The sequence below is a fragment of the uncultured Devosia sp. genome, from assembly GCF_913055165.1.
Taxonomy (GTDB): Bacteria; Pseudomonadota; Alphaproteobacteria; order Rhizobiales; family Devosiaceae; genus Devosia.
On sequence record NZ_CAJXJS010000002.1, the window covers coordinates 141569 to 162703 of the forward strand.

Here is a 21135-nt window from a genome sequence, read left to right on the forward strand (position 1 = left end):
CGAGGCCCGGCGTTTTCGTATTGAATGGACGTTGGATCAGGCCGTTGCCGGCGCCTCGTCCTTCTTGCGCTCGGAATAGATATAGAGCGGACGCACGTCCTTGCCCTTGACCACATCTTCGCTGATGACGACTTCCTCTACGCCTTCGAGCGAAGGCAGGTCATACATGGTGTCCAGCAGGATGCCTTCCATGATCGAGCGGAGGCCGCGAGCGCCGGTCTTGCGCTCGATGGCCTTCTCGGCGATGGCCTTGAGGGCATCTTCGTGGAAGGTCAATTCGATCTCTTCCATCTGGAACAGGCGCTGATACTGACGGACCAGAGCGTTCTTGGGCTGGGTGAGGATTTCGATGAGCGCGGGCACATCGAGATCTTCCAGCGTGGCCAGAACCGGCAAACGACCGATGAACTCGGGGATCAGACCGAACTTGACCAGATCTTCGGGTTCGACCTCGGCAAGCAGTTCACCGACGCGGCGATCGTTCGGATCCTTGACGGTCGCAGCAAAGCCGATACCCGAACCCTCGCCACGCGCCGAAATGATCTTTTCAAGACCGGCAAAGGCGCCGCCGCAGATGAACAGGATGTTGGTGGTATCAACCTGCAGGAATTCCTGCTGCGGATGCTTGCGACCACCCTGGGGGGGCACGGAGGCGACGGTGCCTTCCATGATCTTGAGCAGGGCCTGCTGCACACCCTCGCCCGAGACGTCACGGGTGATCGAGGGATTGTCCGACTTGCGGGAAATCTTGTCGACCTCGTCGATATAGACGATGCCGCGCTGAGCCTTTTCGACATTGTAGTCGGCGGCCTGCAGAAGCTTGAGGATGATGTTTTCCACGTCCTCGCCGACATATCCGGCTTCGGTAAGCGTGGTGGCGTCAGCCATGGTGAAGGGCACATCGAGGATGCGGGCCATGGTCTGGGCCAGTAGCGTCTTGCCCGACCCGGTGGGGCCAATCAGCATGATGTTGGACTTGGAGAGCTCAACATCCTGATTCTTCTGGGCGTGGTGCAGGCGCTTGTAGTGGTTGTGGACAGCCACGGAGAGGACGCGCTTGGCGCGGCCCTGGCCGATGACGTAGTCGTCCAGCACCTTGCAGATTTCTGCAGGGGTGGGCACGCCCTCGGAGGACTTGACCATGGAGGTCTTGTTCTCTTCGCGGATGATGTCCATGCACAGTTCAACGCATTCATCGCAGATGAATACTGTCGGACCGGCGATCAGCTTGCGTACTTCGTGCTGCGACTTGCCGCAGAACGAGCAGTAAAGCGTGTTCTTGGAGGTTTCGCCGTTGGTGGTCTCTTTGGACATCCAGTCACTCCCGGGAGCTGAGCGCCCCCAAATTCAAGCGTTAACAGGCAGGCTAACGCTCAAGGCATAAAGAAAGTCTAAGCCGAAACGACCTTAAAGGCCGTTCCGGCTCCGTGCAATTGCGCTTGGATCACAGTCCACGGCGCATCAGCATTGTGCTTAACGCGGACCAAGTCAGGCGGATGCCTCCGGCACGGCGCGCTTTTCCATCACGTTGTCGATCAGACCAAAAGCCTTGGCTTCTTCCGGCGAGAGGAAGCGATCGCGCTCAAGTGCGTTCTCGATCTCTTCGTAAGAGCGGCCGGTGTGCTTTTCATAGATCTGATTAAGGCGACGCTTCAAACCCTCGACTTCCTTGGCATGAATCAGAATGTCGGTGACCTGACCCTGGAAGCCGCCGGACGGCTGGTGAACCATGACACGCGAGTTCGGCAAGCTCGAACGCATGCCGGCTTCGCCTGCTGCCAGCAGCAGAGAGCCCATGGATGCCGCCTGGCCCATGACCATGGTCGCAACGGCCGGGCGAATGAACTGCATGGTGTCGTAGATGGAAAGGCCTGCCGTCACCACGCCGCCGGGCGAGTTGATGTACATGGCGATTTCCTTCTTCGGGTTCTCTGATTCGAGGAACAGAAGCTGGGCGACGATGAGCGAGGCCATATTGTCCTCGACCACGCCGGTCACAAAGATGATGCGCTCGCGCAGGAGGCGCGAGTAGATGTCGAAGGCGCGTTCGCCACGGTTCGACTGCTCGACCACCATGGGAACGAGCGTGTTCATGTAAAGATCGTGCGGATCCCGCATATATTTTGCCCCTTGGCCTTGCCCCGGGTCGCGGTCCGGATGGAAGGCTTGGTTGGTTGGACAGGCCCCTGCCCCGAACGCGCACTCGGAGGGGCAGACCGGCTTGCCGGAAAATCGAATCGGCGCGACGGGCCGATTGCAGGCGATGCCGCCTTAACGGGCGGTAAAGGCACAGATAGGCGGCAATGAGGCAGGCTTCAATAGTCGTGTGCCGATCATTTGCCCGCAGGGTGAACGGGATCCGTTCCCTGTGTGGCCTGCACGGAACGACCGAACTGCGCCATGGCCACAATAACGGGTTCAGCCGCACGCCCCAGGGAGGTCAGCGCATACTCGGTCTTGGGCGGAATGGTCGGATAGATCGTCTTGTGGACAAGTCCGTGCCTCTCTAGCTCGGCGAGCCTGAGCGCCAGCATCCTCGGCGTTACCCCAACCAAGGCGCGCTGCAGTTCGCTGTAACGGCGCGTGCCGGCCAGCAATTCGCGAAAAATTAATGTCGTCCATTTGCCGTCGAGTACGGAGGCCGCGGCCGCAACGGGACAATCTGGCTGGCAGGTCTCAAGAAGCTGAACCAAGTCGCTATACTTTTTGTAATTACTTCCTTTTGTATAGCCCCAATTCTAAGGTCCGGCAATCTGAAACGCAAAGGACACCGGACATGACTTATCTGCGCACGATCTTGGGCATTCTTGCCGCTTCGCAACTGGTCCTGGGGGCCTTCACCCTTCTGGCGCCAGCGACGTTCTTCGCCCTCATGGGCCTCACGGCACCACCGGCAGACACGTTCTACCTCATCGGCATGCTGGCCTCGCGCTTTCTGGTGATCGGCGTGGCCATGGCGAAGCTGGCGGGTCGCGGACGGGCCGAACCGCTCTGGCTCCAGGCCATGCTAGGCATCCAGGTTGTCGATCTGGTCGTTGGCCTTTTCTATACCGGCATGGGTGTTCTGCCCTTGGCCGTGTCGGCCTTCCCCATGTTCAACGCTGCAGCCCTGAGCCTGCTTCTGACAATTGGCCTGCAGCGCACGGGTAGACCGTTGACCGTCAACTAAAACCGACAGCAATGCCCTTCTTGCGGAAGTAGGCCTGCATGAGCTTGCGGCCCTGACGATTGGGCTGGGCCAACTTTGCTGTCTCAAAGGTCGCTTCCTTGACACCCTCGCGAGCCATGGCGGACTTGAGCGCGGCAATGTGGATATCCAGGTCCTCATTATCATTGCTGATCGAGGCGTAGATGGCCTCGACGGCCTCGGTATAGGTGATGTCGCTCACGCGTTCGGCTCCTCAAATACGTTGCCATCTTCCCTAGCGATTTTTTCGTTGGGAGCAAGGCAGGAGGTCATAGGCAGGCGGTTCTCAACGGTCTAGATTTGACCAGTCGATCAAAAACCACCAACTCTCTCCAGACCATGGCCGCTATCCTACAAATCAAACCGATCACCGATGTGCCCGACCGTTTGCGCGCCAGTGCTCAGCCGCAGGACCCGACTTTCTACCAAAACCCTTATGCGTTCTACGCCCGGCAACTTGCAAGCCACCCGGCATTTTTCTGGGAAGAGTACGGTCATTGGTGCTTTGCCGACTTCAAATCGGTCAGCGCCTTGTTACGCGACAAGAGGTTCGGGCGGGACATTCTGCATGTAGCGAGCCGCGAAGAGATCGGGCTTCCCGAGCCCAAGCCGCATGTGGCTGATTTCGACCTGACCGAAAAGTACTCGCTACTGAACCTGGAAGCGCCGGCGCATACGCGTCTCAGGACGCTGGTGAACCGGGCATTTGTGTCGCGGCAGGTGGAACAGTTGCGGCCACGCATAAGGCAACTGGCCAATGAGATGATTGACCAGTTCGAGAGCCAGGAGAGCGTCGATCTGATCAAGGCCTTTGCCGCGCCGATACCGGCAATCGTAATCGCTGAGATGATCGGCCTGCCGGCGGAAATGGCGCCACAATTGCTCAACTGGTCCAACCGCATGGTGACCATGTATATGTACAACGTTACGCGCGAGACCGAGCTTGACGCCAACAGGGCCGCAGCCGATTTCACGGCCTATCTGCGCGACGTGATAGCGGAACGGCGGAAGTCGCCCAGGGAAGACTTGCTCACCCACATGCTGACGACTGATCGTGATGGCGATGTGCTGAGCGATGACGAAGTGATGTCGACGGCCATCCTGCTGCTCAATGCCGGGCATGAGGCGACGGTGCACACGACCGGCAACGGGGTGAAATCCATCCTAGAAAGCGGGCTGGATCCACAAAGCCTGTTCGCCACGCCGGTGCTGGCCGAGGCGACTGTGGAAGAGTGCCTGCGCTTTGACGCGCCGCTGCACCTGTTCACGCGCTATGCGCTGATGGACATGGACTATGAGGGCATTGCGCTGCGCAAGGGCGACGTGGTCGGGCTGATGCTGGGCGCCGCAAATCGTGACCCTGCCCGTTTCGCTCATGCGGATCGGTTCGATCCGTTCCGCACCGACGGCGCCAATGTCAGCTTCGGCGCCGGTATCCATTTCTGCATTGGCGCACCGCTGGCGCGGATCGAACTGCAGGAGGCCATGGGCGTTCTGTTCCAGCGGCTGCCGAAGCTCAGGATCGCCGAGCCGCCGCGCTACGGCAATGTCTACCACTTCCACGGGCTGGAGAAGCTGGTGGTCAGCTGGCGCTAGCGCGGACCTGAGTCTGCCCTTGTCAGGCCGGTGACAAGGAGGGTCACCAGGGCGGCCAGGAGCGGCAACCCTGTCAGGGTGGCGGACATGCCCAGGACGAGAATGCCAGGCCCAGGATCGATCCAAGCGAGCCAACCCAAACTGAGTGCTGCGCCAGCGGCGGCTATGCCGCTGGTGCGATGCACTATGGTCCAGGCGCGATCGGAGGCAACTGGCCAAGGCATCCGCAGACCAGCGTAGGAATTGCGCTCCGCTTCGAAGATCACCACCGCCAGGACCAGTAGCGTCACGGCCAGACCACCGGCAGTGATGCGGAACATATCGAAGTCCGATCCGATGCCGCTCAAAAGCAGCCCAAGTTCACACCCGGCGACCACCGCCAGCAGCAGTGTCAGGGCCGGGTCGAGGATGTGACGCGTCTTGGCGAGATGGTTTTTGGTCAAGAGCCCGCCAAGCAAGAAAAATCCAACCATCAGGACAAGCTGGATCAAGGGTGCGACGGACAGGGCGACATTTCGTGGCCAGAGCCAATCGGCCGTACTGCCCTGCCAATGAGCGGGATAGGTATAGCCTTCAGGAACATGGAGCAGGGCGACACCGGCAATAGCGATGGTCACGCCCAAAATCAGCAAGTGGAAGCGGGTGACGAGACTTTGCATGGGTCAGGCAAGCAGTGCGGGTCGATGAACCAGGTGAAGCTTGTTGCCATCCGGATCCCGCAAATAGGCGCCATAGTAGTCCGGAGCGTAGTGCGGACGGAGACCCGGAGCACCTTCGTCACCTCCGCCATTTATGAGGCCGGCGGCGTAAGCTTCGTCTACCGCACCTCGCGAAGGCGTAATGAAGGCGAGCATCGATCCATTTCCTGGGCTTGCGGCCTGCCCGTCGAATGGTTCGTAGACATAAAAGCGCGGGTAAGGCTTCGCCCCAACCCAGCATAGGGCCTGAGGGCCGCCATCGGGTTCCACTTCACGCCGCCGCAATCCAAGAGGACGGAGAACGGCATCGTAGAAGCGCCCTGCCCGCTCCAGATCGTTGCTTCCCACTGTCACGTGGCTGAACATGGCACCTCCAAAGCAAAGGGGCCGGTTTCCCGGCCCCTCGCAGCAATAGCATTTGTTCCGAAGCTTAGCGCTTGGAGAACTGGAAGGAACGGCGGGCCTTGGCCTTACCGTACTTCTTACGTTCAACAACGCGGCTGTCGCGGGTCAGGAAGCCACCCTTCTTCAGGACCGGGCGCAGGGCCGGCTCGAAATAGGTGAGAGCCTTGGAGATGCCGTGACGAACGGCACCGGCCTGACCGGACAGACCACCACCGGCGACGGTGACGTTGACGTCATACTGGTCGAGACGCTCGGAGGCGACGATCGGCTGCTTAACGATGAGCTGCAGCACCGGACGGGCGAAGTACTTGGCGAATTCGCGGCCGTTGATGGTCAGCGTGCCCTTGCCCGGCTTGATCCAGACGCGCGCAACGGCGTTCTTGCGCTTGCCGGTAGCATAGGCGCGGCCGAGGCTATCGAGCTTCTGGACATGGACCGGCGCGGTGTTGGCGGCCGGAGCGGCAGCGGTGGTGCCGAGGTCTTCGAGAGAGTTGATGGTTTCGGCCATATTACTTCACCCGGACGTTCTTGGAGTTCATCGCAGCGACGTCGAGCTTGGTCGGGTTCTGCGCTTCATGGGGATGCTCGGTACCGGCATAGACGCGCAGGTTCTTGAGCTGGGCGCGGGTCAGCGGGCCACCCGGCATCATGCGGCGAACGGCGTTCTCGAGGACGCGGTTCGGATAGCGACCTTCCAGCAGCTCGCGCGCGGTGCGGTCCTTGATGCCGCCGGGGAAACCGGTGTGCCAGTAGAAGCGGTGCTGATCGAGCTTGCGACCGGTCAGCTTCACCTTGTCGGCGTTGATGACGATGATGTTGTCACCCATGTCCATATGGGGGGTGAAGGTAGGCTTGTGCTTGCCGCGCAGACGCGAGGCGATGATCGAAGCCAGACGACCCACGACCAGCCCTTCGGCGTCGATCAGGACCCACTTCTTTTCGATCTCGCTCGGTTTTGCCGAGTACGTGCTCATAATCGAATTCCCTAAGATTCAAGCAGCCGGCCCACGCATGGACCGGCCAGTTCGAGCGGCTCTCTAGGGGAGATTCCGAAGGTCGTCAACACCCAATAAATTCATGTTTGAAATCAATAACTTACAAATACGGTATCATATTACCGCACACGCCGCATGTCTGCTATATAGGCAACCGACAGGCCCGCCAGCATGAAGGCCAGTGCCTGATGGCCGACTGCCAGGCTGATCGGCACTCCTGCCAGCAGGGTCGCCACCCCAAGAGCTGCCTGCAGAAGGACAATCGCCCCGATGCGTGGCAACCAGCCATGCACGCCACCGAAGCCTCCATCCTTGTTACGGCGCCAGATGAGCCAGCCTATGTAAGCAATGATGAGATAGGCGATGCCCCGGTGGATGAATTGGACGGTCAGGGCATTCTCGAACAGGTTTCGCCAGGCCGGCTGCATAATGAAGAGGCCGTTGGGGATGATGGAACCGTCCATCAACGGCCAGGTCTGGTAGCCCATACCTGCATCAAGGCCGGCCACGAAGGCCCCTGCCCCAATCTGAAGGATCACGGCGACAAGCAAGACCATGGCCGTACCCATGTGGAAGCCCGTCACCCGGCCCAGCACGCGGCCGGGAGAGATGGAGCGTGCAACATAGACCAGGGCGATGAAAAGCAGGCTGGCGGCAGTCAAATGCGCTGCGAGACGGTATTGGGACACGGACGTGAGCTCAGTCAGCCCCGAAGATACCATCCACCAACCAAGTGCTCCCTGGAAGCCCCCCAAGATGAATAGCCCGAAAAGCGGCCAGGCAAGATCACGCGGCAAGCGCTTCTGAACAAGGAAGATCACAAAGGGCACAATGAAGAGGACGCCCAGGAAACGCGCGATCAAGCGGTGGAACCATTCCCAGAAGAAAATGAACTTGAAGTCGTCCAGAGTCATCCAGGAGTTGAGAACGGAATATTGCGGGATCTGCTTATAGGCTTCGAACTCGGCCTCCCATTCGGCCTGGTTCAAAGGCGGCACAACGCCGGAGATCGGCTTCCAGGACGTGATGGAGAGCCCGGACTCTGTCAGTCGCGTGATACCGCCGACCACCACAATCAGCAGGACGAACGCAGCCAGACCGTAGAGCCAAACGCGCACGGGTCGCAGAGCGTCGCTGGCGTAACTGACCTGGCCCGGTGCGGCATCTTGCGTAGCGTTCACGTCACTGTTTCCGGTTCCGATGGAAGTGCGGGAGTGGTAATCCCCTCTCCAGCCCCTCGCAACAGCCCAGATGCCGCACATGACGCAGCGTAACCGCAAATTGATAGGTGCATTCCTACTGGTCGGCTCCATCGTCCTGTGGTCTGTGCTGGCGACATGGATCTACCTTGCCCTGCCCGAGGGGCTACCAGGATTAGTGCTGATCGGATTTTTCATTGTGGCGGGGATGGGCTGGATGCTGCCGGCCATGCCGTTGATCAAGTGGATGGCAAAGCCAGATCGCTAGCCGCAAAGCGGCCGCGCAAAAAAGACCGGCCCCTGGCGGGGCCGGTCGGTCACGGTCATGCTGGCTTGAAACCTACGGGGTGCCGATTTCCACGCGATCCTGACCGGTGAGCTGTTCGGTGTTCTGGCCGCTCACGTCCGGCATCTGCTGGATATCCTGCTCCGTCATACCGCGCAGTACCAGGCCACCATCAATCACCGAGACGGTCTCAAGCGGGATAGCCACTTCACGCTCGGCGATGCCCACGACTTCGCCGTCGGCCAGCACGAGATAGTGCCGGTCGTTGTAGAGAACGACGCGATCGACAGTACCCAGTGGCTGGTCCTGCGCATTGCGGACGTCCCTGCCCTCAAGATCGCCGGCGTAATATTCGACCGGTTCACCGGCTTCCATCTGCTGGTTCTGACCCAGAACCTGGTAGAGGCTGGGGGCAGAGGTCTGGGCGAGGTCACCGGGCGCAGGGGTCGGGTTCGGCTGCTGGACGTCACCGGCCTGCGCCTGCTGCTCGTCCATGCCTTCTGCCCGGGTGCCGGCGTTGGTGGTGTCCTGGCTCATATCGCCGCGCTGGTCGCCAGCAGGGTCCTCGAACCGAATGGTCGGTTCGCCGGTCCTGTTATACCTGACCTCCGGCTCGCCCTGCCGTTCGACCTGAACAGTGGGCTCGGCCTCCTGATAATCGACGGAAGGCTCCTGTCGCTGCACGTCAATCTGCGCCTCGTTACCGGTCGACTGGACTTCCACGCGTGGCTCCTGTCGCTGCAGGTCGACATTGCTGTCATCCTCATCGCCTTGCGACATGGCCTGTTCGGCCTGCACCGACACCTGCGGCTCGGGCTGGGTCACGTTGACCTCGGGCGGCTGCTGGCGCACCTCGACCTGAGGCTCGGGATTGGTGACCGCGATGTCCGGATCGGGCATGCGGACGATAATCTCGGGCTGCGGCTGATCGATGGTGATGACCGGCTGCGGAATCTGAACGCGCACATTGGGAGGGGCCTGCCGCACGATGATCTCGGGCCGACCCTGGTTCACCTGGACACGCGGCTCCTGTTGCGTCACCGAGACCAAGGGGGCTCGCTGCTGGACATTAACCTGAGGATCGGGCTGAGTAACCACGATCCGGGCGGCGGCCTCGCGGTCCATCTGCGCGGCGTTCGGACCCAAGGCCTCATTGGCCTGTTCATAGTAGGTTTCGCAACGCGCTTCGTCGCCCGCCTGCACCACGGACCGGCTCTCATCAATCCATTCAGGACGCAGGCGGTCCCGGTCTTCCTCTGCCAGCGTCTGTAGAGCCTGGCAGTGCTCGCCCTGATCAGCCAGAGTGCTCGCGGTTTGAGCGTAGGCGACAGGCGTAAGTACAGTGGCGCCGATCGCAGATGCCACGATTGCGCGCATGAAATTCTTGTTCATTATGCCTTCCTCCAAAATGTTTGAGCCGCGCGGCGGCTTCCAATGCGGCAAGCGCCAGCGCCCCGACACTGCTTGTCTGAGGAGTGAAGCGGCGGCCGCGCTTGCGCTTTCTGCCCGGGGGCATGCGGTGGCAACGGAACGACCTTCCCCCGGTTCCAGGGGCAAATTTGAGTTAAGGTGGGGAACCTACGGAACTAGCCGGTCAACCGACCAAGCTGTGAGAACAGTCCGCCGCTGGCGAAGACCTCGACATAACGGCGCTGCTGGAAATAACCGTTGAGCGACACCCGGGGCAGTTGCGTCGGAGTCTTGAGGTGGTGGGGGTAAAGGCCGCCAGGACGCGTAGTCACCGCGGTGCGGAAACCCAATTCCCGCGCAAGGTCGAATTCCCTGGGGCCACATGAGAGCGGTCCGCCAAGGGGATAGGAAAAGTGGCGCGGCCTGATGCCGAACTGCGCCTCGATCACATCCACCGATTGCGCCATTTCATTGCGCGCCTGCTCGAGGGGGAGCTTGGCCAATTCGTAGTGATGCACCGTGTGGGCGCCAATGGTGCAGAGCGGGTCGCCGGCGAACAAACGCAGTTGCTGCCAATCCATGATCAGGTCGCGACACTGCCGATCCAGATCGTAGCCATATGCCTTGGAGAACTCAGCCAGGAGTGTGAGGCGTTCAGGCTCTGGAAGTTTGCGCATCCGCCAATAGAGGCGATTGAAGGCGTCATTCTTCTGCGCCAGTGTTCGCGTTTCGACATACTCGGTATCTGCACCTTCAGTGAAGGCGACAGCGTCCTGACGGGCGATGATGTCCTCGATGGCCTGCCACCAGAGCTGGCCGACCCCGTCAACGAAGGCTGTCGGCACATAGAGCGTGAACGGCGCCTCGTGCTCCTGCAGGATCGGCAACGCAAATTGCAGATTGTCCTTATAGGCGTCGTCAAAGGTCAGGACAACGAAGGGGCGTCCCTTGCGAGGCGCGGCGAGGCGTTCCAGGGCCTCGTCCAGGCTGATGATGTCGATGCCCAGGTCGCGGATGCGCTCGAGGCAGTAGTCAAGAAAGTCTGGCTGGACCTGGAGGATTGCGTTGGGAGAGAAATCTGCAGGGGTCTCTGGCAAAACGCGATGCAAGGTGAAGATCACGCCACGAGATCGCGACAGCAGCCTGAACAGACGCGGCATGCCAGTCAGCCACAGCAGTTCGAAACTGGCACGGATAGCGGCGTATTTCAGCGACATGAACAGAACTCGTCGCTCAAGCCGCGACCGGCTCGGCCAGGGCCGTGATCTCCACGCCTGTCAGGCCCGCATCCTTGAGCAGCCTGCGTGCTTCTTCTGCACGATCCAGTTCGCCATCGTCGTCCGCGACCAGCACAACCCGTCCACCCAACTCAATGAACATGTCCAGTGTGGATTTGCCGCCAACCTGGCCCGTCAGTACGACCACCACTTCGTAAATATCACCGAGAGCCTCAACCAGCGTGGTGGGCCGGGCGGAGCGACGATCAATCTCGGCACCCTGACCCCAGGTCACTTCAGCAAAGCCGTTGTCGGCGGACTTCTGCACGACATCGCCGAAACTGGCGGCTCCGCTGCTGAGATCGCTAATGCCCGGCTCGTGTGAGCGCATACCGGTGCCTGCATCGATGAGCGCCACACTGACCCCCTTGGAGATCGCGTCGCCCACGATCTGCTCTGCCAACAGACGGCTGGACTGGCCGCTCCGATGGTCGGCGAGCAAGAGCAGATGCGTCCGGCGCAGGATGAGGTCGGAGACCAGATCAGTGTAGCGGACGACACCCATCAGGGGCTTGGTGTTGGTTTCGACCACATCTGAAACACGGGCGTCGGTCGGCGGCTCCGGAGGCGCTGCCATCTCGAGTTCTTCGTCGTTCGCGACCAATATTTCGACTGGCTCATCCGCATCGTCCTCCGCTGGTGTCGTTGCGGCAGCGGTGGCGCTGCTTTCCATCAAGGCTCGAATGAAGGCCCGTGCGGCCTCGGGAGCCGGTTCGGATTGGTCCACTGCTGAGGGTTGCAGTGTCGAACTTGCGGGGCGCGGCGCGGAGTGCTCATCGACAGGGTCGGATATGACCAGATCTTCATCTCCCTGGAATGGCTCGATAGGATCAACCAGCTCACCGTCCGGGCCCAGGTCATCTGTCCCTTCGGCGCTGATCTTGTCGGACCCGGCACTTTCAATTCCCCAGCGCTGATCGGGATCGAGCTCTTCGGCATCAAATGGCGCCTCGTCGAGCGCGTCCGTGCTGGTTGGTCGCCGCACAACAGGTACCAGTGCCCGGCCCGACATCAGTTCGCTGAACGCCAGGGCGCCGACTTGCAGGACGAAGGACACCAGCCCTACGCCCATCATGATGAGTGCAGTCTTGGGCGAGGACGGCGTGACGGACGGAGCGGCTTCTGACACCACCCGTACGTCCGGCAGGGCCGAGTTGGTGTCTACCCGCGAAGAGGCCTCGTTGAAGCGCAAAAGGTAGGCTTCGAGAAGATCACGCTGGGCCTTTGCTTCACGCTCCAGACTATCAAGGGTCACCGACTCGCGCGTCGCCACGGAGGCGCTGGATTTCGCCCGGGCGAGTTCTGCCTCCAGCGAGTCGGCAATATCGGCCTCGATTTGCGCTTCCGCTTCAAGCGACGCGGCAACACGCCCACCTTCTATGCGGATCTGGTTGTTGAGTTCGGCAATCTGGGCATTGAGGGCGCGAATGGACGGATGATTTGACAGGAGAGTGGCCGAAAGCTGGGCCTGCTCGCCTTGCAGGCGAGCCTTCTCCTCGCTCAGGCGCTGAATGACAACCGACGCCTGCACGTCAGCCACGCCTTCTATTGGCTGGCCGCGCTCAATCAGGCCGCGAATGAGAGAGGCGCGCGAGAGAGCCGCATTCTTCCGCTCCAGGGCGGCAGTGATCTGCGTTGAAATGTTGGAGAGTTGCTGATCGAGGAGACTGGTATTGTTCTGGCCGTTGAAGAGATCGTTCTCGACCCTGAAATCGGCAACGGCAGACTCTGCCTCCTGAACACTTGAGCGCAGGCGGTCGATCTCGGCGCGTAGCCACCCGGTGGCGTCTGCTGTGTCGGAGATGGACAGTTGCGCGCGCCGGGCAACATGGGCCGAGGCTACGGCATTGGCCACGCGCGCTGACAGCTCAGGGTCGGTTGTACTGACTGTTACCGAGATAATGCGAGAGTCGCGCTCCTGGGCGACACTCAGGCGATCATAAAGCGCATTCAGTACCGTCTCATCGATACTATTGGGTGTCGCCACGCGGCGGCCGACAATCTGCATGATCATGCCGATTGGGGAAAATCCCGATGCCATCCCGTTGAACTCGGGCACCGAGCGGAGGTCCAACTCATCAATAACGCCGAGCAAGGTGTCGCGGGATTTCAACAGCTCGATTTGGCTGGAGACGACGCCAACCTCACTTCCGGAGGACGTCGGGACCTGCTCATTGGATGCACGCACATAAGCGTTCGCACGCGGCTCCACCAGGATCGAGGCGGAGGAACTGTACATCCGTGGCTGAAACATCAGCACGACAAAAGTGGCAACCAGTAGCACCAGCGTGATCAGAAGGATGCGCGGCAATCGCCGCACCATAGCCGACAACAAGGCCGCCACATCGATCCGCGTGTCGTCCATTGGTGGCTGTTCGTAGGTCATGGCAAGCCCCTCAGTATTGCCCCAGAGCTACGCCAGACGTGGTCAATATTCGGTTAACCTGCGCTGCATTGCGCAACCAAGCGCCTCATGCATAAGCGAAATCTTAACCATGAAAGACCAAAATGAGGTCATTTCTAAAGCTAGGGATTCTTATGCACTGGCTACCCATTTTCGCTGCCCTTATGTCGGTAACGCTTGTTGGCTGCGCAACTACGCGGCCAGCAACATATCTGGTCGACACGAAGGGTCCGTATCAGCTCGATACGGGCGATATTGTAAGGGTAACCGTTTACGGTGATGCCGAGTTGAGCAAGAGCTACAAGGTGGACGACAAGGGTGCGATCGCCTTCCCGCTCGTTGGGCCCGTGCCTGTGCGTGGTGCTACGACGGAGGATGCCGCGCGCCGTCTCGCCCGGGCGCTTTCCAACGGCTATATGCGCAACCCCGATGTTGCGATTGAAGTCGACCAGTACCGCCCCTTCTTCATTCAAGGCGAGATCAAGACTGCTGGCCAATATCCCTATGTCTACGGCATGACCGTTCGGGCTGCAGTGAGCACGGCGGGCGGGTATACTGAGACTGCTGATCGTGATCGCGCCGTAGTCTATCGTCGTCAGGGCAACGAAATGGCCAAGGGCGCTGTCGATCTCGACTTCCCCATCTTTCCTGGTGACACGATCGTGGTGCAGGAGCGCTGGTTCTAGTGTCCCACACCCATGGGTTTCGCATCCTGCAAATCCTCCGGGCGCCCGTCGGTGGACTGTTCCGGCACGTAGCCGATCTGACCAGATATCTTGCCGCCAAGGGCCACAGCATTGGGTTGGTAGTCGATAGCGAAGCCAATGACGCGCAGACCGAAACACTTCTGACGGCACTCGCGCAGCACGCAGAGTTGGGTATTCACCGGTATCCGATGCCGCGTCTGTTCGGCCGGGGCGACCTGTCGACGCCGTTCGCCGTCCGGGCGCTGGCAAGTCGACTCCACATCGACATCCTTCATGGACACGGTGCCAAGGGCGGATTTTATGCCCGCCTGGCTTCGATCGGGCAAAGGCGTGTCAAGGTCTTCTACACGCCGCATGGCGGGGTGCTGCACTTTCCGGCGACAAAAATGTCAGGCCGAGTCTTTCATCGCATCGAGCGCCTGCTGATGCAGCGAACCGACGCGATCATCTTCGAAAGCGCCTATGCGGAAAGAACCTATTCGGCCTTGATCGGAGCACCGACCTGCAGGAGCGCCGTCATCCACAACGGACTCAGGGCCGAGGAGTTCGAGCCCGTTGCCTCCCAGGATCGTGCATCCGACTTTGTGTTTGTCGGGGAATTGCGGGCGCTCAAGGGAATATTCCCCCTGGTGGATGCACTGGCACAGGTCAACCGCCCTGACGGGCAACCAGCCACAATGGTCATGGCTGGAGACGGGCCGGACCGCGCAGCACTCGAGGGACGCATAAGCGAACTCAAGCTTCAGGGGCGCATCCGGCTGGTTGGGTCACAACCGGCACGCTCGGTCTTCGCGCAAGGTCGCTGCGCCGTGGTGCCGTCATTGGCGGAATCCCTGCCCTATGTCGTTCTGGAGGCGGCCGCCGCACAGCTCCCGGTTATCGCAACCAATGTGGGCGGCATTCCAGAGATCTTCGGACCTACGGCCGACAGCCTGATCGAAGCGGGGGATACCAAAGTCCTTGCCGATGCCATGAACAAGGCGCTCGCCAATCCCCAGGCTGCTCGTACCGAAGCTCGTGCAAGGCTGGATCACATCGCTGCCGGGTTCTCGGTCGAGCGCATGGCAAGCGCTATTGAGCAGCTTTATGAGGGACAACCTCACGGTAACCCTTAGGGAAATCTGCGGCTCTGCCTCCAAAGATTTCACTGAGTATAAAGGTCTGCCGCGCAACGGTACCGATACAAATCAGAAGCTTCGGTAACCCCAATGTATCGCGTCGACCCCAAGAAGGCCATCGAGAGCCACGCCTCGCGCCAGGACACACCCAATGATGCCAAGCTGTCCGATCGCGCCGAGCAGATCATCGCCTCGCCGGTCGAACGGACATATTCTGGTGCGGTGATTGCCGGCATCGCGCAGATTGCCGAGGCTGGCATTCTGGCGATCCTGGGCTACGCGATCTATCTGGTCTATGTGGAGCCGGGCCAGGAAGGGTTCTACGTACCGATCATCCTAGCCAGCGTCCTAATTACCAATATTGCCCTGAACGCCGCGCGTTCTCATCGCATCAGCGCCTACCGCACCAAAGCCTCGCAAATGGGCCGGGTCATCGGCGCATGGAGTGGCGTCATGCTGATCCTGACTGCAGGGCTCTTCCTGTTCAAGGCAGGAGACATGGTTTCGCGCGTGTGGCTGTTGTCGTGGTTTCTTACCGGCGCCGTGGCGCTGGTGGCATATCGCCTGCTCCTGCGCGGGCTTGTTCTGAGGTGGACCGATCAGGGCCGGTTGAAGCGCCGGACCGTCATCGTGGGTGGCGGCGACGATGCGGCGCTGCTGATCGAGCGGATCAAGGCGAGCGCGGACAAGGACATCAATTTGCTGGGGCTTTTCGATGACCGCGTCGGCGAACGGTCCCCCGACATGGTTTCAGGTTACGACAAGCTGGGAAAAGTCTCGGAACTGATTGAGTTCGCGCGGCGTACGCCAGTCGATCTCGTGATTGTCTCGATGCCGCTTTCGGCAGAGAAACGCGTGCTGGACATGTTGACGCAGCTCTGGGTGCTGCCGGTCGATATCCGGCTCTCCGCCCACGCCAGCAAGTTGCGCTTCACCGAGAAGGCCTATTCCTATGTCGGCGACCTGCCCGTGCTCGATATGGCCGACCGCCCGATTTCCGACTGGAACCTGGTGTTCAAGTGGGTTTTCGACAAAGTCGTGGCGGCCACCGCGCTGATCCTGCTGTCTCCAGTGATGCTGGTGACCGCCATTGCGATCAAGCTGGAGAGTAAGGGGCCGATCTTCTTCATGCAGAACCGGCACGGCTTCAATAATGAGCTGATCCGCATCTACAAGTTTCGCTCCATGCGGACGGACATGCTGGACGCCACGGCCGCAAAGCTGGTCACAAAGGACGATCCACGGGTTACCAGGGTGGGCAAGTTCATCCGTCGTACGTCGATCGATGAGCTGCCGCAGCTGATCAATGTGCTCAAGGGTGAACTCTCTATCGTCGGCCCGCGTCCCCATGCCTTGCACGCCAAGGCTGCCAACCAGCTCTATTACGAAGCAGTGGAAGGATATTTCGCGCGTCATCGTGTCAAGCCGGGCATGACCGGCTGGGCACAGATCAACGGATGGCGCGGAGAAACCGACACGATCGACAAGATCATGCAGCGGGTGAACCACGACCTTTACTATATCGAACACTGGTCGATCCTGTTCGATCTCTACATTGTCGCGATGACGCCAGTGTCGCTCGTGTCCAAGAACGAGAACGCCTATTGAGCAGCTTCGGAACCACGCAGCTGGCCATGGGCGAGGCTGAGCGCGAGATGCCCGGCCTTGAGTTTGTGCGTTCCCGGGCGGCTCGCGCGCTGGATTGGGCGGTGGCGCTGTGGGTTTTCAGCGGGTTCTTCGTTTTCGTCGAGCCCTCGCCCTATGAACTGACTTTCCTTCTGGTTCTGGCCGTCTCGATCCTTGCCGGGCTTGGCCTTTTTCGATCAACGCTGGGACTGCTGGGGATCATCCTGGCGTTCACCCCCTTTGCGCTGATCGCCGTCTTTCAGGTTCGGCATACAAGCGTGACCGACGCGCTGATCTTCACTTTGGTCACTATTTTCTTGCTGTTGACGTCCTATGTTGCGGCGAACTACGTGGCCGAAAAGACCGTGCCGCGCATGCGCCTGGTGGTGGCGGCCTACACAGTGGCAGCGGTACTCGCTGCGGCCATCGCCATCCTCGCCTATCTGCGCCTGATGCCAGCATCAGACCTGTTTCTGCTCTATGGCCGCGCTCGTGCGACATTCAAGGACCCGAACGTATTCGGGCCGTTCCTCGTTCTGCCGGCAATGTATGCCCTGCAACGCCTGCTCCTGGCCAACTCCCTGAAGACCATGGTGCTTTCAGGGACGGTCTATCTGGTTCTGTTTGTAGGCGTATTCGTCAGTTTCTCCCGCGCGGCGTGGGGTCACTTCGCGGCGTCATCGCTGATCGTGCTGGCGCTGGTATTCCTGCTTGAGGCCGGCGGCCGGGAGAAGGTGCGCATCATCCTGGTCTCGATTGCTGGCGCATTGATGTTGCTGGTGGCGCTGGCAGGTCTGCTTTCGATTCCCGCAGTGGCGGACTTGTTCGAAACACGAACCGCCTCGCAGAACTACGACACAGGAGAAACCGGCCGGTTTGGACGGCAGGGATATGCGTTCGAGCTGGCGCTGGAACACCCATGGGGTATAGGGCCCGGGGAATTCAGCCAATTACGCATCATGGAAGAGCCGCACAATGTCTATGTGACGGTGCTGCATGTTTATGGTTGGGGCGGTGGCGTGATGTTCTATGTGCTGATCGGGCTGTCCCTTTGGAAAGGCGCCCTACTTCTGGCGCGCCCGTCGCCCTACCGGCTGATGGCCATACCGCTTATGGCAACCTTCACTATGGTGATGCTCGAATCGGCCATTATCGACAGCGACCACTGGCGCCACGTCTATCTTCTGATCGGGCTGATCTGGGGTCTGTCCAGCGCGGCCGGGCGCGACTTGCGCCTTTGGGCCCCACGGACGGAGACCGTGATCTAGACGATCAGGACCAGATGGGTCCGTGCAAGTAGCGATCCGCCAATGCCGCCGTGCCCTCGGCAAAGCCTGGCATGTGGGTTTGAGCCAAGTTCGTCTCGCTATGGGAACCAATCCAGGCCAGCAGTGCCATGCGGCGCAGCATGACCATTGAATCGAGCATGGTGATGTCATGCTTCGATAGCGGGCGAACGGCTTGATACGCATCCAGCCATGCGGCCTTGAGCGCCGGTACCGCCTTGTGGGTTTCGTGAAAGGAGATGGCTGCGGCGAAGTCGTAGCCGAACCAGCACAGGCCACAATCGTCAAAGTCTATGAGACTCACCTGGTCGCCATGCACCAGGAGATTGCCCAGGCGCATGTCGGCGTGGATCAGGCCATAGCGGTCGGGTCCCGTGCCATAGTCAGCCAGCCGCTCGCGCAGGACACGTTCGGCGCGCCCGAGCAGGGATCGCATATCTGAGGACACGCCAGGCGCGGTCCGCCAGTCCCCCCAGAGCCCGTCGGCATCCAAAATCACGTTTGCTGTCCAAGCCTGACGTTCAAAGCCGTCCGGACGCTGCCATTGCGTGGTGTGCAGGTGCAGACCGGCGGCGTATTGGCCAAGAACTGAGAACAACTCGACCAGATTGCTCTCGGGCGATGGTTCCTGTCCGGCAATGAAATGAAACAGCACGGCGTATTGCCGATCACCGGACGGCGTCGAGAAACGCTGTAGAAGCCTGCCATTGCTGCCAGCTATCGGCTCGGGAATGGCCAGTTCGGTCTGTCGGTGCAGGGCCTCAAGCCAAGCCAGTTCGCTTTCGATATTCGCAGCGCTCTGGTAGTCGGGCCGATGGACCCGCAGGCAGTAGGCCTCGCCAGAGGGCTGCGAGAACAGAAACGTGTGGTTTTCGGAGTGATTGATCAGCCGCGGCGTTGTCTCGGCCAGTTCATCCCAGAGCGGAATGGCGTCTTCCAGGTCGCTCACCTGTAGCGGCATGGCAGGCTCCAGCTATGAGGCGGGACGCCTCTTGGGCCCGCGAGCAGCACCAGGATGAATGGTCGGAGCGGCCGGATTTGAACCGACGACCCTTTGTCCCCCAGACAAATGCGCTACCAGGCTGCGCTACGCCCCGACTGCGCGGAGACATAGAGATTCCGGGCCTTTAGCGCAACCCCGTTTTTGAGGTGGGTGTGAACAAACAAGGACGATACAGGTCTGAGCGGGCAGGCATGAGGCTAAAGATCCCACGAAGTCCCACGGCTATGGACACTCCGCTCCGGGTTCATTCCAACCGGATAGCTCGGTCCCATCGTGAGAATATGTGAGAAGGTTGATATGGCTTCAACGCCCGGCATGCAGAACCGCCAAAATGGAAACGGCTTAGCTCCAGTCGCCCGCGGTAACACAGTTCGGAAAACCCACTGTCGGCAGATCACCCCTTCCCCGGCTTATGGCACGTCTTCGTCTCTGCCCGCTCGCCCAGCCACCGGTCCTGACACACGTAACCGACTGGCCGCTGACCAGCCCGCTAGGCAAGGCGTGTCGCTCGCGGACTTTCCTCCATGTTTCGGATCATCTCATGCGCGAGGCGACTGGTCAGTTCCGCGCGCACATCTCGATAGACCTCATCACTCCAAAGATTGCGCGTCTCGCCGGGATCGGCCTGGCGATCGTAGAGTTCGCCCCAGTCCTCATCCTTGAAAATCGTCAGGCGCCAGCGTTCGGTCAAAAGGCATCGGGCCCGGACGGGCTTGTCAAATCCCATGCGGGGGCCACCGTCGTGGTGCTCGATCAGCAGTGCATCGCGGACGGGGCTGCCCTCAATGCCTGCAAGCAGGCTCCTGCCTTGCATGCCCCAGTAAGGAGCAACGCCGGCGCGATCCAGGACCGTGGCCGAAATGTCTATGGTTGATCCGAGCATGCTGGAGCTTCGCTGTCGGGTGTCGGCGGGATCGGCCCAGATAAATGGCGTTCGGGTGATAGCGCGCGTCGGTAGCGACCCCTTGAGCAGCAGGTTGTAGTCACCGAGATAGTCGCCGTGGTCGGAGGTGAAGATGATGATCGTGTCCTCCTTCTGCCCGGATTCCTCCAGCGCGGCCAACACCTCGCCGATCTTGTCGTCGATCATGGTGATCATGCCGGCGGTGAGCGCCATGGCCTCGCGCACGGCCTGATCGTCCGCGTAGAACGCTGCCTGGGAGACGGCCTCGCTCTTGCCTTGCTCCCAGCGTTCGCGCAGATATCGGAGCGGCGGCGGCGGGTTTTCGTGCGCCGAATAGGGCAGACCGACCTCGAACTGCTCCGGCTGATACATGGACCAATACTTGCCGGGTGGATTGAAGGGGTGGTGCGGGTCAGGGAACGACACGAAGGCGAAGAACGGAGCTTCGCTGCCCGCCTGCTCGCGGACCCATGCAGCCGCACGGTCGGCGATCCAGGCCGTGGAATAGGACTCCTCCGGAACGGGCGTCCTATAGGCCTGAGGACAGCTGTAATTGTGTGGCAGCTCGTTGGCGGGATCATGCAGTTCCCGCCAGTTCGGATGCGTCCGGCGGAACCATTGTCCATAATGGCCGCCACACTTGTCGCCATGATCGGTAACCATCTCGACGTGCTGGTAACCGTAATAGGGGGTACGCACGGCGTAGCTCCCCTTGTCCGCATAGCTGTCCGGCTGTTCCTCCTCATAGGACGTGGCGTCGGGTTTCCAGGCCTCGGCGATCGGCCCGGCCGCAAAGTCCGGCCCACCCTTCGGCCGGTTCGCGGAAAAGGGCTGCAAGTGGCTCTTGCCGATCGTGGCTGTCCGGTATCCGGCAGCGGCGAGCACATCCACGAAGGTGTTGGCGCGTTCTGAAAGTACGCAGCCATTGTGGCGCAGTCCGTGCACGGAGGGATAGCGCCCGGTCAGCAGCGATGCCCGGTTGGGCATGCAGACGGGCAGAGCCACGCGAAAGTCATCGAAGCGCGTGACGCGCG

The 21135-nt window shown here is 60.6% G+C and carries 21 protein-coding genes and 1 tRNA gene; 7 read left to right on the plus strand and 15 right to left on the minus strand.

Annotated features, from left to right (window positions below):
- Positions 1-36: 36 nt before the first annotated feature.
- The 3 genes from clpX to QZ564_RS01795 all read right to left on the minus strand — a co-directional run bounded on the left by clpX (position 37) and on the right by QZ564_RS01795 (position 2693).
- Positions 37-1314: an ATP-dependent Clp protease ATP-binding subunit ClpX gene (gene clpX, locus QZ564_RS01785; protein WP_297103773.1), complete on the minus strand. Its 1278-nt coding sequence runs from the start codon at positions 1312-1314 to the stop codon at positions 37-39.
- 174 nt (positions 1315-1488) lie between these two features.
- Positions 1489-2118: an ATP-dependent Clp protease proteolytic subunit gene (locus tag QZ564_RS01790; protein WP_297103774.1), complete on the minus strand. Its 630-nt coding sequence runs from the start codon at positions 2116-2118 to the stop codon at positions 1489-1491.
- Between the two features lie 215 nt (positions 2119-2333).
- Positions 2334-2693, minus strand: coding sequence for a helix-turn-helix domain-containing protein (locus tag QZ564_RS01795; RefSeq protein ID WP_297103776.1), 360 nt, complete (start codon positions 2691-2693; stop codon positions 2334-2336).
- 83 nt (positions 2694-2776) lie between these two features.
- Here QZ564_RS01795 and QZ564_RS01800 point away from each other — a divergent pair, with 83 nt between their 5' ends.
- Positions 2777-3169 (plus strand): hypothetical protein, encoded by a 393-nt coding sequence (locus tag QZ564_RS01800; protein WP_297103778.1) that lies wholly within the window; start codon positions 2777-2779, stop codon positions 3167-3169.
- Here the strand turns inward: QZ564_RS01800 and QZ564_RS01805 are convergent.
- Positions 3162-3389: a hypothetical protein gene (locus QZ564_RS01805; protein WP_297103780.1), complete on the minus strand. Its 228-nt coding sequence runs from the start codon at positions 3387-3389 to the stop codon at positions 3162-3164. The two genes, QZ564_RS01800 and QZ564_RS01805, sit on opposite strands and share 8 nt — an antisense overlap.
- A gap of 137 nt (positions 3390-3526) precedes the next feature.
- On the opposite strand from QZ564_RS01805, the gene QZ564_RS01810 reads away from it, so the two are divergent.
- Positions 3527-4783, plus strand: coding sequence for a cytochrome P450 (locus tag QZ564_RS01810; protein ID WP_297103839.1), 1257 nt, complete (start codon positions 3527-3529; stop codon positions 4781-4783).
- Here QZ564_RS01810 and QZ564_RS01815 read toward each other — a convergent pair.
- The 5 genes from QZ564_RS01815 to QZ564_RS01835 all read right to left on the minus strand — a co-directional run bounded on the left by QZ564_RS01815 (position 4780) and on the right by QZ564_RS01835 (position 8062).
- Complete coding sequence (locus tag QZ564_RS01815) at positions 4780-5442, minus strand: SdpI family protein (RefSeq protein WP_297103782.1); 663 nt, start codon at positions 5440-5442, stop codon at positions 4780-4782. The genes QZ564_RS01810 and QZ564_RS01815 overlap by 4 nt on opposite strands.
- A gap of 3 nt (positions 5443-5445) precedes the next feature.
- Positions 5446-5847 (minus strand): VOC family protein, encoded by a 402-nt coding sequence (locus QZ564_RS01820; RefSeq protein ID WP_297103787.1) that lies wholly within the window; start codon positions 5845-5847, stop codon positions 5446-5448.
- A gap of 64 nt (positions 5848-5911) precedes the next feature.
- Positions 5912-6394 (minus strand): 30S ribosomal protein S9, encoded by a 483-nt coding sequence (gene rpsI / locus QZ564_RS01825; protein ID WP_297103789.1) that lies wholly within the window; start codon positions 6392-6394, stop codon positions 5912-5914.
- A gap of 1 nt (position 6395) precedes the next feature.
- Positions 6396-6860, minus strand: coding sequence for a 50S ribosomal protein L13 (gene rplM, locus QZ564_RS01830; RefSeq protein WP_220306686.1), 465 nt, complete (start codon positions 6858-6860; stop codon positions 6396-6398).
- A gap of 140 nt (positions 6861-7000) precedes the next feature.
- Positions 7001-8062: a COX15/CtaA family protein gene (locus QZ564_RS01835; RefSeq protein ID WP_297103794.1), complete on the minus strand. Its 1062-nt coding sequence runs from the start codon at positions 8060-8062 to the stop codon at positions 7001-7003.
- Positions 8063-8141: 79 nt separating this feature from the next.
- On the opposite strand from QZ564_RS01835, the gene QZ564_RS01840 reads away from it, so the two are divergent.
- Positions 8142-8348: a DUF2842 domain-containing protein gene (locus tag QZ564_RS01840; RefSeq protein ID WP_297103796.1), complete on the plus strand. Its 207-nt coding sequence runs from the start codon at positions 8142-8144 to the stop codon at positions 8346-8348.
- Between the two features lie 72 nt (positions 8349-8420).
- Here the strand turns inward: QZ564_RS01840 and QZ564_RS01845 are convergent, their stop codons facing one another.
- The 3 genes from QZ564_RS01845 to QZ564_RS01855 form a co-directional block, all read right to left on the minus strand.
- Positions 8421-9758, minus strand: coding sequence for a PRC-barrel domain-containing protein (locus QZ564_RS01845; protein WP_297103798.1), 1338 nt, complete (start codon positions 9756-9758; stop codon positions 8421-8423).
- A gap of 194 nt (positions 9759-9952) precedes the next feature.
- Positions 9953-10993 (minus strand): polysaccharide deacetylase family protein, encoded by a 1041-nt coding sequence (locus QZ564_RS01850; RefSeq protein ID WP_297103800.1) that lies wholly within the window; start codon positions 10991-10993, stop codon positions 9953-9955.
- Between the two features lie 16 nt (positions 10994-11009).
- On the minus strand, positions 11010-13439 hold the full coding sequence (locus QZ564_RS01855; protein ID WP_297103803.1) for a GumC family protein: 2430 nt from the start codon (positions 13437-13439) through the stop codon (positions 11010-11012).
- Positions 13440-13591: 152 nt separating this feature from the next.
- On the opposite strand from QZ564_RS01855, the gene QZ564_RS01860 reads away from it, so the two are divergent.
- The 4 genes from QZ564_RS01860 (at position 13592) to QZ564_RS01875 (ending at position 18176) form a co-directional block, all read left to right on the plus strand.
- Positions 13592-14143: a polysaccharide export protein gene (locus tag QZ564_RS01860; RefSeq protein WP_297103805.1), complete on the plus strand. Its 552-nt coding sequence runs from the start codon at positions 13592-13594 to the stop codon at positions 14141-14143.
- Positions 14143-15279, plus strand: a complete 1137-nt coding sequence (locus QZ564_RS01865; RefSeq protein WP_297103807.1) for a glycosyltransferase family 4 protein — start codon at positions 14143-14145, stop codon at positions 15277-15279. The genes QZ564_RS01860 and QZ564_RS01865 overlap by 1 nt, the downstream gene beginning before the upstream one ends.
- A 93-nt stretch (positions 15280-15372) precedes the next feature.
- Positions 15373-16890 (plus strand): undecaprenyl-phosphate glucose phosphotransferase, encoded by a 1518-nt coding sequence (locus QZ564_RS01870; RefSeq protein ID WP_297103809.1) that lies wholly within the window; start codon positions 15373-15375, stop codon positions 16888-16890.
- Positions 16887-18176, plus strand: a complete 1290-nt coding sequence (locus QZ564_RS01875) for an O-antigen ligase family protein (RefSeq protein WP_297103811.1) — start codon at positions 16887-16889, stop codon at positions 18174-18176. The genes QZ564_RS01870 and QZ564_RS01875 overlap by 4 nt, the downstream gene beginning before the upstream one ends.
- Before the next feature lie 4 nt (positions 18177-18180).
- Here the strand turns inward: QZ564_RS01875 and QZ564_RS01880 are convergent, their stop codons facing one another.
- The 3 genes from QZ564_RS01880 to QZ564_RS01890 form a co-directional block, all read right to left on the minus strand.
- Positions 18181-19155, minus strand: a complete 975-nt coding sequence (locus QZ564_RS01880; protein ID WP_297103813.1) for a phosphotransferase — start codon at positions 19153-19155, stop codon at positions 18181-18183.
- Positions 19156-19214: 59 nt separating this feature from the next.
- Positions 19215-19291: transfer RNA gene (locus QZ564_RS01885), tRNA-Pro, on the minus strand.
- A 396-nt stretch (positions 19292-19687) separates the two neighbouring features.
- Positions 19688-21135 (minus strand): sulfatase-like hydrolase/transferase (locus QZ564_RS01890; RefSeq protein ID WP_297103815.1); only part of this gene is annotated, 1448 nt, incomplete at its 5' end.

Coding starts and splice junctions, on each gene's coding strand:
- clpX (WP_297103773.1), bottom strand. CDS start 1,314: ATGTCCAAAGAGACCACCAACGGCGAAACCTCCAAGAACACGCTTTAC.
- QZ564_RS01790 (WP_297103774.1), bottom strand. CDS start 2,118: ATGCGGGATCCGCACGATCTTTACATGAACACGCTCGTTCCCATGGTG.
- QZ564_RS01800 (WP_297103778.1), top strand. CDS start 2,777: ATGACTTATCTGCGCACGATCTTGGGCATTCTTGCCGCTTCGCAACTG.
- QZ564_RS01810 (WP_297103839.1), top strand. CDS start 3,527: ATGGCCGCTATCCTACAAATCAAACCGATCACCGATGTGCCCGACCGT.
- QZ564_RS01815 (WP_297103782.1), bottom strand. CDS start 5,442: ATGCAAAGTCTCGTCACCCGCTTCCACTTGCTGATTTTGGGCGTGACC.
- QZ564_RS01820 (WP_297103787.1), bottom strand. CDS start 5,847: ATGTTCAGCCACGTGACAGTGGGAAGCAACGATCTGGAGCGGGCAGGG.
- rpsI (WP_297103789.1), bottom strand. CDS start 6,394: ATGGCCGAAACCATCAACTCTCTCGAAGACCTCGGCACCACCGCTGCC.
- rplM (WP_220306686.1), bottom strand. CDS start 6,860: ATGAGCACGTACTCGGCAAAACCGAGCGAGATCGAAAAGAAGTGGGTC.
- QZ564_RS01840 (WP_297103796.1), top strand. CDS start 8,142: ATGACGCAGCGTAACCGCAAATTGATAGGTGCATTCCTACTGGTCGGC.
- QZ564_RS01845 (WP_297103798.1), bottom strand. CDS start 9,758: ATGAACAAGAATTTCATGCGCGCAATCGTGGCATCTGCGATCGGCGCC.
- QZ564_RS01850 (WP_297103800.1), bottom strand. CDS start 10,993: ATGTCGCTGAAATACGCCGCTATCCGTGCCAGTTTCGAACTGCTGTGG.
- QZ564_RS01855 (WP_297103803.1), bottom strand. CDS start 13,439: ATGACCTACGAACAGCCACCAATGGACGACACGCGGATCGATGTGGCG.
- QZ564_RS01860 (WP_297103805.1), top strand. CDS start 13,592: ATGCACTGGCTACCCATTTTCGCTGCCCTTATGTCGGTAACGCTTGTT.
- QZ564_RS01870 (WP_297103809.1), top strand. CDS start 15,373: ATGTATCGCGTCGACCCCAAGAAGGCCATCGAGAGCCACGCCTCGCGC.
- QZ564_RS01880 (WP_297103813.1), bottom strand. CDS start 19,155: ATGCCGCTACAGGTGAGCGACCTGGAAGACGCCATTCCGCTCTGGGAT.